This window comes from Paracidovorax oryzae ATCC 19882 (assembly GCF_000687165.1).
In the GTDB taxonomy this organism is placed as follows: Bacteria; Pseudomonadota; Gammaproteobacteria; order Burkholderiales; family Burkholderiaceae_C; genus Paracidovorax; species Paracidovorax oryzae.
Genome location: NZ_JMKU01000002.1, coordinates 287,220 through 297,608 on the forward strand (window position 1 = coordinate 287,220; position 10,389 = coordinate 297,608).

Consider the following 10,389-nt stretch of genomic DNA (forward strand, 5'->3'; position numbering starts at 1 on the left):
CTTTTCATTTGCTGAAAATTTAAGCAGGTACAATCCCGCCTCTTTTTTCTTCCGCCTGTTTTTTCAGCACTCCCGCGCGCCATGCAGATCGGCCACATCCCCCTGGCGAACCGCCTCTTCGTCGCCCCCATGGCGGGGGTGACGGACCGGCCGTTCCGCCAGCTCTGCAAGGCCCTGGGCGCGGGCTATGCCGTGAGCGAGATGGTGACCTCGCGCAAGGACCTGTGGAACAGCCTGAAGACCTCGCGCCGGGCCAACCACGAGGGCGAGCCCGGCCCGATCGCCGTGCAGATCGCCGGCACCGACGCGGCCATGATGTCCGAGGCCGCGCTCTACAACATCGACCGCGGCGCCGAGATCATCGACATCAACATGGGCTGCCCCGCCAAGAAGGTCTGCAACAAGTGGGCGGGCTCCGCCCTGATGCAGAACGAGGCGCTGGCCGTGGAGATCGCGCAGGCCGTGGTCGAGGCCTGCGCGCCGCGCAACGTGCCCGTCACGCTCAAGATGCGCACCGGCTGGTGCCAGCAGCACAGGAACGCGGTGCAGCTCGCGCGCGCGTTCGAGGACGTGGGCATCCGGATGCTGACCGTGCACGGCCGCACGCGCGAGCAGGGCTACAAGGGCCATGCCGAGTACGACACCATCGCCGCCGTGAAGGCCGCCGTGCGCGTGCCGGTGGTGGCCAACGGCGACATCGACTCGCCCGAGAAGGCGAAGGCGGTGCTCGCCGCCACGGGCGCCGACGCGATCATGATCGGCCGCGCCGCCCAGGGCCGGCCGTGGATCTTCCGCGAGATCGGCCACTACCTCGCCACGGGCGAGCACCTGGCGCCGCCGCTGGTGGCCGAGGTGCGGCGCCTGCTGCTGGACCACCTGCACGACCACTACGCGCTCTACGGCGAGGCCACGGGCGTGCGCAGCGCGCGCAAGCACATCGCCTGGTACGTGCGCGCGCTGCCCGGCGGCGAGGCGTTCCGCCAGCACATCAACACCATCGACGACTGCGCCGCCCAGTGGGAGGCCGTCGCGCTGTTCTTCGAGGAGCTGGGCCGGCACATGGACCGCCTCCCCGCAGCGCCGCCCGAGGGGGCCGGCACGGATACCGACGATACGCAGGAACCACAAGGACTGCCCGCATGAGCAACAAGAACATCGAAGACTGCGTGCGCGAGAGCCTGCAGGGGTATTTCCGCGACCTCGGGGGCGAGACCCCCGACGGCATGTACGACATGCTCGTGCGCCTGGTCGAGAAACCGCTGCTGGAGGTGGTGATGAACCACGCCGACAACAACCAGTCCCGCGCCGCCGAATGGCTGGGGCTGAACCGCAACACCCTGCGCAAGAAGCTCGTGGAGCACAAGCTGCTCTGACCGACCGAATCCACAACCTCCCCACCACCATGAACGCACTTCTCTCCGTCTCCGACAAGACCGGCATCGTCGAATTCGCCCGGGCGCTGCATGCCCTGGGCATCCGCCTGCTGTCCACCGGCGGCACCGCCAAGCTGCTGGCCGAGCAGGGCCTGCCCGTCACGGAAGTGGCCGAGGTGACGCAGTTCCCCGAGATGCTCGACGGCCGCGTGAAGACGCTGCATCCCAAGGTGCATGGCGGCCTGCTGGCGCGCCGCGACCTGCCGGAGCACATGGCCGCGCTGAAGGAGCACGGCATCGACACCATCGACCTGCTGGTGGTGAACCTCTACCCCTTCGAGGCCACCGTGGCCAAGGCCGGCTGCACGCTGGCGGATGCCATCGAGAACATCGACATCGGCGGCCCGGCCATGGTGCGCAGCGCCGCCAAGAACTGGAAGGACGTGGGCGTGGTCACTTCGGCCGACCAGTACGACGCCGTGCTGGGTGAACTGAAGGCCGCGGGCAAGCTGTCCGACCAGCTGCGCTTCGGGCTGTCGGTGGCCGCGTTCAACCGTATCGCCCAGTACGACGGCGCGATCAGCGATTACCTCTCTTCCGTCAGCTTCGAGGCCGGGAAGCTGTCCGAGGCCTATGTGCCCGAGCGCAACCCCTTCCCGGGCCAGAGCAACGGCCAGTTCGTCAAGGTGCAGGACCTGCGCTACGGCGAGAACAGCCACCAGCAGGCGGCCCTCTACCGCGACCTGTATCCCGCGCCCGGCTCCATCGTCACGGGCGAGCAGCTGCAGGGCAAGGAACTCAGCTACAACAACATCGCCGACGCCGATGCCGCGTGGGAGTGCGTCAAGAGCTTCGATGCTGCCGCCTGCGTGATCGTCAAGCACGCCAACCCCTGCGGCGTGGCCGTGGGCCTGGACGCCGCCGACGCCTACGGCAAGGCCTTCCAGACCGATCCCACCAGCGCCTTCGGCGGCATCATCGCCTTCAACCGCCCGGTGGACGGCGCCGCTGCGCAACTGGTCGTGAAGCAGTTCGTCGAGGTGCTGATGGCGCCCGAGTTCACGCCGGAGGCGCTGGAAATCTTCAAGCCCAAGACCAACGTGCGCCTGTTGAAGATCGCGCTGCCGGTCTCCAAGGGCACCCGCGCCTGGGACCGCGGCCGCAATGCCATGGACGCCAAGCGCATCGGCTCCGGCATGCTGCTGCAGACGGCGGACAACCACGAGCTGTCGCTGATGGACCTCAAGGTGGTCACGAAGAAGCAGCCGACCCTCGAAGAGATGGAAGACCTGCTCTTCGCCTGGAAGGTCGCCAAGTACGTCAAGAGCAATGCCATCGTGTTCTGCAAGGGCGGCATGACGATGGGCGTGGGCGCGGGCCAGATGAGTCGCCTGGATTCGGCACGCATCGCCAGCATCAAGGCCGAGCACGCCAGGCTGTCGCTGCAGGGCACGGTGGTGGCGAGCGACGCCTTCTTCCCGTTCCGCGACGGCCTGGACGTGGTGGTGGATGCGGGCGCGACCTGCGTGATCCAGCCCGGCGGCTCCATGCGCGACCAGGAAGTGATCGACGCGGCCGACGAGCGCGGCGTGGCCATGGTGTTCAGCGGCGTGCGCCACTTCCGCCACTGAGGCGATCTGCGGCGGCGCCCGGCCGCGCAGACCCTCAGACCGTCTGGATCGACTGGCGCACGCTGTGCGTGCCCTGCACGTTGGCAGGGTTGCCCGCCATCACGTTCACCGGCGTGCGGCCGCCGTCCACGTCGGTGTTGGCGATGTGCACGGTGGATTGCCGGGAGTCGAAGCGGAACAGGAAGGATTTCAGGTTCTGCGCGGTGGAGTCGGCGATGTCCACATGCGCGGTGATCGGGTAGCCGCCGCGCGTGACGGCCAGCTGCCCGATCTGGTTCGCATAGATGCCGCGCAGCTTCAGGTCCACGTCGCCGTTGATCTGGATCGCCTTGTCGTGGCTGTTCTGGAACGACGAGTTCGTGATCTCCACGCGGGCCGGGCCCGGAGGAATGCTCTTGGCGGAATAGCCGGCGCGCTGTGCATCCACGGCCCGGTTCTCCGCGCCATCCACGGTGATGAAGTCGTCGTCCGTCTGCAGGCCGTGCACGTTGTCGAGCCTGGCGTCGCCCAGCAGGTGGATGCCGTCGCCGCCCTTGAACTGCAGGTTCTTCACGGACGCGCCCGGCTCCAGGATGAACACCGGCAGGTGCGTCTCTGCCGTGCCGCCGCCGTTGAGCCCGGGCCCGGCGCTGAAGAGCCGGCCCTGGCCGTCGAAGGTCTGGCCGGCCTTCACGACGATGGGCTTGTTCACCTCCACCGTGCCCGTCGGCGCGCCGACCTGCATGTTCGCGGGCGGCTTCGCGGCATGGGCCGTGGTGGCCGGGGTGCCTGCGCCACGCGTTGCGTGCGCCGCGCCAGTGCGGCCGGCATCGGCGTGCGCCACCGCACGTTGCGTGGTGTGCAAGGCCGGCTGTGCCGCCGCGGCAGGATGACCTGCGGCGCTGCCGCCGTTGCGGGACGAAGGACTGGCTCCCCCGCGCATGCGCTTCAGGATACCTTCCAGCAGGGTGGCGAGGGATTGCTGCAGCGCCTGGCTGCCGTGGTGCCGGGCCGCGGAGGCGGCCTGCTCCGATGCCTTGGCATGCCGTGCGGTCAGGGAGGACGAGAGAAAGGCGATGGGGTTCATGGATGCTCGCGAAAGTGCGGGGCCGAAGCGCCGGTTCGCCATGCCCGATGCACGGCGTCGCATCCACTCTGTGCTTCCGAACCGGCACGCCGCTGACGCCATGCGAAGCGGCGGCCGTGCAGCCGAAGCGGCCCCCATGGGCCCCGGCTTCGGCGCGTGTCAGCCTGCGGAGACCAGGCGGAACACCTCGCGCGCCGCGGCGACGGTGTCGTCGATGTCCTGTGCGCTGTGGGCGCTGCTCACGAAGCCCGCCTCATAAAGTGCGGGCGCGATGTACACGCCGCGGTCCAGCAGCCCGTGGAAGAGCGCATTGAACCGCACGCCGTCCGTGGTCATCACCGTTGGATAGTTCCGGGGCAGCTCGGGCAGCAGGAAGAAGCCGAACATGCCGCCTTCGCTGTCCGCGCAGAAGGGCACGCCTTCGGCGCGCGCCGCGTCGGCCAGCCCGCCGGTCAGGGCGCGGGTGCGCTCGGCCAGCGCTTCGTAGAAGCCGGGGCGGGCGATCTCGCGCAGCGTGGCGAGGCCGCAGGCGGTGGCCACCGGGTTGCCCGACAGCGTGCCGGCCTGGTACACCGGCCCGAGCGGAGCCAGCTGTTCCATGATCGCGCGCGGTCCGCCGAAGGCCGCGAGCGGCATGCCGCCGCCGATCACCTTGCCGAGCACGGTGATGTCGGGCCTGAAGCCCGGGATGTCGCGGGCATAGACGCTCTGCGCGCTGCCCAGCGCCACGCGGAAGCCCGTCATCACCTCGTCGAACACCAGCAGCGCGCCGTGCTGCGTGCAGAGTTCGCGGCAGCGCCGCATGAAGGGCACGCTGGCGCGCACGAAGTTCATGTTGCCGGCGATGGGCTCGATCATGAGCCCGGCGATCTCGCTGCCGTGCAGCGCGAAGGCTTCCTCGAGCTGGGCGATGTCGTTGTATTCGAGCACCATCGTGTGCTGCACCACCTCGGCCGGCACGCCGGCGCTGGTGGCGTGGCCGAACGTGGCCAGGCCCGAGCCGGCCTTGACCAGCAGTGCGTCGGCATGGCCGTGGTAGCAGCCGTTGAACTTGATGATCCGGCTGCGGCCCGTGGCGCCGCGCGCGAGGCGGATGGCGCTCATGCCGGCCTCGGTGCCGGAACTGACCAGGCGGATCATCTCCATGGAGGGCACGTGGCGGATGATCTCCTCGGCCAGCTCGACCTCGCGCTCGGTAGGCGCGCCGAAGCTGAAGCCGTCGAGCGCGGCCTTCTGCACCGCTTCGAGCACGGCCGGATGGCCGTGGCCCAGGATCATGGGGCCCCAGGAGCCGATGTAGTCGATGAAGCGCTGGCCGTTGGCGTCCCAGAAGTAGGCGCCCTGGGCGCGCTGCACGAAGCGGGGCGTGCCGCCTACTGCGCGGAAGGCGCGCACGGGCGAGTTGACGCCGCCGGGGATGAGCGCCTTGGCGCGTTCGAAGAGGGGGAGGTTGAGGTCAGTGCTGGGTGTCATGGGGAGGCATCACGAAGCCGTCGGTGGACGTGGGATCGGTCCCGGGCTCGTCGTCGGGATCTTCGTCGTCATCGTCGTCCGGCTGGGCCCAGAACATCCGGTCGGGCAGGATGTGGCCCATGCCCGGCCGGAAGCCGGCGTCCAGGCAGCGGTCGAGGTAGGTGAGCGCTTCGCTGGCCGCTTCGGCGAGGTCGTTGCCGCTGGCCACGAGCGCGGCGAGCGCCGCCGACAGCGTGTCGCCGGCGCCGGTGAAGGTGGCGTCGAACAGCTCGAAGCGCGTCGTGCCGAGCACGGTCTGCGCGGAGGTGAGCACGTTCTCGACGTGCTGTTCGGGCGCGGGAATGCCGGTGACCAGCAGGTAGGGCACCCCGAGTTCGGAGGCAGCCATGGCGAGGTCGCGCGCGGAGGGCTTGCGGTCGCTGGACCAGTCCGGCAGCAGCCAGCGCGAGAGCGTGCTGTAGTTGCCCACCAGCACGGAGGTCTGGGGCAGCAGCAGTTCCTGGAAGGCGTCGAGGTACTGGTCGATGAGGTCGTCGCGCCACCACGACAGGTTGGGCATGTAGGCGATCACCGGCACGTCGTCGTAGTCGGACGCGATGGAGGCGATGGCGCTCAGGTTCTCGGGGCTGCCGACGAAGCCGACCTTGATCGCCTGCACCGTGAGGTCCTCGAGCACGCTGCGGGCCTGCTCGGCCACGGCCTCGTCGTCCAGGGCGTAGTGGTCGAACACCTGCGCGGTGTCGCGCACGTACGCGCCGGTCACGACGGCCACCGCGTGCCCGCCCACGGAGGCGATGGTGGCGATGTCGCCCGTCAGGCCTCCTGCGCCGCTGGGGTCGCTGGCGTTGAAGGCCATCACGCAGATGGGGATCCCGCCGTCGTCGTCGGTGCCGGAGGAGGGAGGGGAGGGGAGCTTGGAGGGGGAATCTGTGGTCATTGCGCCGCACCAGCGTAACGGTTGGCACGGAAGCTGCGTCCCGCGGTGATGTCTAGATACAATCGTTGCATTCTATGTGAAGGCCCCTTAAGCTGTGACGGACCCTAAAACCTGGATGTGCCTGATTTGCGGCTGGATATATGACGAAGCCGCAGGTTCGCCCGAGCACGGAATAGCGCCCCAGACCCGCTGGGAGGATGTGCCCATGAATTGGACATGTCCTGAATGCGGAGCACGCAAGGAAGACTTCGAAATGGTCCAGATCTGAGCGTGCCTCCGGCAAAAAGCGTCGTTTTTTACCATCATCAGCGGTGACGAAATTGACCCAGACCAGTGGCGCAACCTTCAAGGTGCTTGTCGTGGACGACAGCAACACCATCCGCCGGAGTGCCGAGATCTTTCTCAAGCAGGGAGGCCACGAGGTCCTGCTGGCGGATGACGGTTTCGACGCCCTGGCGAAGGTCAATGATTATCAACCCCAGTTGATTTTCTGCGACATCCTGATGCCGAAACTCGACGGCTACCAGACCTGCGCCATCATCAAGCGCAATGCGCGTTTCGCGGACACGCCCGTTGTCATGCTGTCGTCAAAAGACGGTGTATTCGACAAGGCGCGCGGCCGCATGGTGGGCTGCCAGGAATATCTCACCAAACCATTTACCAAAGACCAGCTGCTGAAAGCCGTTCAGCAGTTCGGTAATGCCCAACAAGGAGCGATGTAATGCCCATCCAGAAAGTTCTGGTTGTTGACGACTCGAAGACCGAGCTGATGTTCCTGACCGACCTGCTGCAGAAGAAGGGCATGCAGGTCCGCACCGCCGAGAACGCCGACGAGGCCTTCCGCCGCCTGGCCGAGGAAAAGCCCGACCTCATCCTGATGGACGTGGTCATGCCCGGCCAGAACGGCTTCCAGCTCACACGCGCCATCAGCCGCGATCCCCAGTACGCCGACGTGCCCATCATCATGTGCACGAGCAAGAACCAGGAGACCGACCGGGTGTGGGGCATGCGCCAGGGGGCGCGCGGGTACATCACCAAGCCGGTGGATCCCGCGGAGCTGCAGGCCAAGATCGACGCGCTGAACTGATCCCGGCCGTCCGTCCATGGCCAATCGCGAAGCGCTCCGAGAACTCCAGACCCGGCTGGCGGCCCGATTGCAGGCCGCCCGGGTCGAGGGCTCGTCCGTGTCCTCCTGGCTGGCCGTGGAGTCGGCCGGCCGCCGTTTCCTGCTTCCCCTGGGCCAGTCCGGAGAGATCTTTCCCTGGACGGGCGTGCAGCCCGTCCCCTACACCCAGGGCTGGTTCCTCGGTGTCGCCAACCTGCGCGGATCGCTGATCGGCGTGGTGGACCTGGCCGGCCTGCTCGGGCAGTCCGCCACCCGCACCGAGCAGGCGCTCGGCGAGGCCAGCCTGCTCGTCCTGAACGCCGCGCTGGAGGTGAACGCGGCGCTGCTGGTCGATCGCCTCTCGGGCCTGCGCGGCACCGATGCCTTCGTGGACTCCTCGCCCCCCGGTGCCGACGCACCTCCGTACTTCGGCACCACCTACCTGGATGCCGAGGGGACCCCGTGGCAGGAGCTGAACCTGCAGGCGCTCTCCCAACACCCCGCATTCCTCAGCATCAGCGCTTGAGCGCACCCCCTCTCTGAAGGCCGAACCATCATGTCCGTCGTGAATCCGTTTGCAAAACTCTTCCATCGCAAGCCCGCGGGAGATGCCTCTGCCGGTCAGGACTCGCTCGCGGCCGCCTCCTACCAGTCGGACGGCATGCAGAGCGTGCAGGGGGAGCCTTCGGCCCTTCCGCCGTCGATGGAGAGCGAGGTCGCCGACGAGGACCTGATCTCGCTGCCCCTGCTGGGCCGCGCGACGGCGGCGGAGCACCAGCGCCGGCTGCTGGCGCTGCTGGCCGTGGGCGTGGTGGTGCTGGCACTGATCGCCGGCTGGGTGCTGAAGCAGGCGGACCGTTCCGCCCAGCAGCTCGCCGCCACCGGCCAGGCCCTGATGCAGTCCCAGCGGCTGGCGAAGTCGGTCTCGCAGGCGCTGGTCGGCAGCCCGCAGGCCTTCCCCGACGTGGTGGACAGCTCGGGCGTGCTGGTGCGCAACGTGCGCGCGCTGTCGTCCGGCGACGATGAGCTGCGCGTGCAGGCCCTGGGCGAACCGTTCAAGCCCGACCTGGAAGCGATCACGCCGCTGATGGAGCGCGCGGAGCGCAATGCGGGCGTCGTGATGGGCCAGCAGAAGATCCTCACGCAGGTGGGCGATGCGCTGCGCACCATCAACCGCCAGTCGTCCGACCTGCTGGAGATCGCCGAGACGATCTCCTCGCTCAAGCTGCAGCAGAACGCCCCCTCCACCGACATCTCCGCCGCGGGCCAGCTCGTGATGCTGACCCAGCGCATCGGCAAGTCCGCCAACGAGTTCCAGACCACCGAGGGCGTGAGCCCCGAGGCCGTGTTCCTGCTGGGCAAGGACCTGAACTCCTTCCGCGAGATCGCCCAGGGCATGCTCGACGGCAGCAGCGAGATGCGCCTGTCCGCCACGCGCGATCCGCAGACGCGCGAGCAGCTCGAGAGCCTGATCAAGGTGTACGACCAGACCCGCACCCAGGCCGGCGCCATCCTCGGCAACCTGCAGGGCCTGGTGTCCGCCCGCGAGGCGCAGTCCGCCATCATCGCCGACAGCGAACCGCTGCGCCGCCAGCTGGAAGGCCTGCAGACCAAGCTGTCCGAGCAGACCGGCCTGGGCGCCGGGCAACTGGCCGCCCTCGTGGCCGCCGGCCTGTTCGTGCTGCTGTGCGGCGTGGGCATTTCCCGCGTCCAGCTGATGGACAGCCGTACCCGCCAGGCCGCTGCCGAAATGCAGCAGCGCGACGCCCGCCGCCAGGAGCAGGAGGCCAAGCGCGTCAACGACGCCAACCAGGCCGCCATTCTGCGTCTCATGAACGAACTGCAGTCCGTCGCCGAGGGCGACCTGACGCAGGAAGCCACCGTGACGGAAGACATCACGGGCGCCATCGCCGACTCGGTGAACTACACGGTGGAAGAACTCCGCCAGCTGGTGGGCAGCGTGCAGAACACGGCCACCCGCGTGGCCCAGACGACGGCGCAGGTGGACAGCACGTCCACCGAGCTGCTGGCCGCCTCCACCGAACAGCTGCGCGAGATCCGCGAAACCGGCCGCTCGGTGCTCGACATGGCGACCCGAATCAACGAGGTGTCCGCGCAGGCACAGGAATCGGCCGCGGTGGCGCGCCAGTCCCTGCAGGCCGCGGACTCCGGCCTGCAGGCCGTGCAGAACGCCATCGGCGGCATGAACTCCATCCGCGACCAGATCCAGGACACCTCCAAGCGGATCAAGCGGCTGGGCGAATCGTCGCAGGAGATCGGTGAAATCACCGAGCTGATTTCCGACATTACCGAGCAGACGAACGTGCTGGCCCTGAACGCCGCCATCCAGGCCGCGTCGGCCGGCGAAGCGGGCCGCGGCTTCTCCGTCGTGGCGGAAGAAGTGCAGCGGCTGGCCGAACGCTCCGCCGACGCCACGCGCCAGATCTCGGCGCTGGTGAAGGCCATTCAGACCGACACGCAGGATGCGGTGGCCGCCATGGAGCGCTCCACGCAGGGTGTGGTGGAAGGTGCGCGCCTGTCCGACTCCGCCGGCACGGCCCTGACCGAGATCGACCGCGTGTCGCGGCGCCTCGCCGAGCTGATCGAGCAGATTTCCTCTTCCGCCTCCCGCGAGGCCGAGCTGGCCAACGGCGTGGCCGACAACATCCAGCACATCTTCGCGGTGACCGAACAGACCGGCGAAGGCACGCGCACTACGGCACAGCAGGTGCGTGAGCTGTCGCACATGGCCGAGGAGCTCCGCCAGTCCGTGGCGCGTTTCAAGATCGCCTGACGGGCCGGCC

General features: G+C 68.3%; 11 protein-coding genes. 8 read left to right on the forward strand and 3 right to left on the reverse strand.

Annotated elements, in window-relative coordinates; translation table 11 throughout:
• The first annotated feature begins 81 nt into the window (after positions 1 to 81).
• Genes dusB through purH form a run of 3 tightly spaced genes read left to right on the forward strand, consistent with a single transcriptional unit; the run spans position 82 to position 3,004 of the window.
• Positions 82 to 1,143, forward strand: coding sequence for a tRNA dihydrouridine synthase DusB (gene dusB / locus T336_RS0103055; protein WP_019699914.1), 1,062 nt, complete (start codon positions 82 to 84; stop codon positions 1,141 to 1,143).
• A complete protein-coding gene (locus tag T336_RS0103060) occupies positions 1,140 to 1,373 on the forward strand; it encodes a Fis family transcriptional regulator (RefSeq protein ID WP_011794051.1) in 234 nt (77 codons plus the stop codon). Before dusB ends, T336_RS0103060 begins: the two co-directional genes overlap by 4 nt.
• A gap of 29 nt (positions 1,374 to 1,402) precedes the next feature.
• Entirely contained in the window at positions 1,403 to 3,004 is a 1,602-nt protein-coding gene (purH, locus tag T336_RS0103065; RefSeq protein ID WP_026431443.1) for a bifunctional phosphoribosylaminoimidazolecarboxamide formyltransferase/IMP cyclohydrolase, read from the forward strand.
• A gap of 34 nt (positions 3,005 to 3,038) precedes the next feature.
• Here the strand turns inward: purH and T336_RS0103070 are convergent, their stop codons facing one another.
• The 3 genes from T336_RS0103070 to thiD all read right to left on the reverse strand — a co-directional run bounded on the left by T336_RS0103070 (position 3,039) and on the right by thiD (position 6,480).
• A complete protein-coding gene (locus T336_RS0103070; protein WP_035225214.1) occupies positions 3,039 to 4,070 on the reverse strand; it encodes a pectate lyase in 1,032 nt (343 codons plus the stop codon).
• Positions 4,071 to 4,229: 159 nt separating this feature from the next.
• Positions 4,230 to 5,543, reverse strand: coding sequence for a glutamate-1-semialdehyde 2,1-aminomutase (hemL, locus tag T336_RS0103075; RefSeq protein ID WP_019703113.1), 1,314 nt, complete (start codon positions 5,541 to 5,543; stop codon positions 4,230 to 4,232).
• A complete protein-coding gene (thiD, locus tag T336_RS0103080; RefSeq protein WP_026431445.1) occupies positions 5,527 to 6,480 on the reverse strand; it encodes a bifunctional hydroxymethylpyrimidine kinase/phosphomethylpyrimidine kinase in 954 nt (317 codons plus the stop codon). The genes hemL and thiD overlap by 17 nt, the downstream gene beginning before the upstream one ends.
• Positions 6,481 to 6,574: 94 nt before the next feature.
• On the opposite strand from thiD, the gene T336_RS25885 reads away from it, so the two are divergent.
• Genes T336_RS25885 through T336_RS0103100 form a run of 5 tightly spaced genes read left to right on the forward strand, consistent with a single transcriptional unit; the run spans position 6,575 to position 10,379 of the window.
• Positions 6,575 to 6,748 carry a rubredoxin gene (locus T336_RS25885; protein WP_011794056.1) on the forward strand — a complete coding sequence of 58 codons (174 nt, stop codon included), beginning with the start codon at positions 6,575 to 6,577 and terminating at the stop codon, positions 6,746 to 6,748.
• Positions 6,749 to 6,791: 43 nt separating this feature from the next.
• Positions 6,792 to 7,202 (forward strand): response regulator, encoded by a 411-nt coding sequence (locus T336_RS0103085; protein WP_011794057.1) that lies wholly within the window; start codon positions 6,792 to 6,794, stop codon positions 7,200 to 7,202.
• Entirely contained in the window at positions 7,202 to 7,567 is a 366-nt protein-coding gene (locus tag T336_RS0103090; protein WP_011794058.1) for a response regulator, read from the forward strand. Before T336_RS0103085 ends, T336_RS0103090 begins: the two co-directional genes overlap by 1 nt.
• A gap of 16 nt (positions 7,568 to 7,583) precedes the next feature.
• Positions 7,584 to 8,111: a chemotaxis protein CheW gene (locus tag T336_RS0103095; RefSeq protein ID WP_026431446.1), complete on the forward strand. Its 528-nt coding sequence runs from the start codon at positions 7,584 to 7,586 to the stop codon at positions 8,109 to 8,111.
• 30 nt (positions 8,112 to 8,141) lie between these two features.
• On the forward strand, positions 8,142 to 10,379 hold the full coding sequence (locus T336_RS0103100; RefSeq protein ID WP_026431447.1) for a methyl-accepting chemotaxis protein: 2,238 nt from the start codon (positions 8,142 to 8,144) through the stop codon (positions 10,377 to 10,379).
• Positions 10,380 to 10,389: the final 10 nt, after the last annotated feature.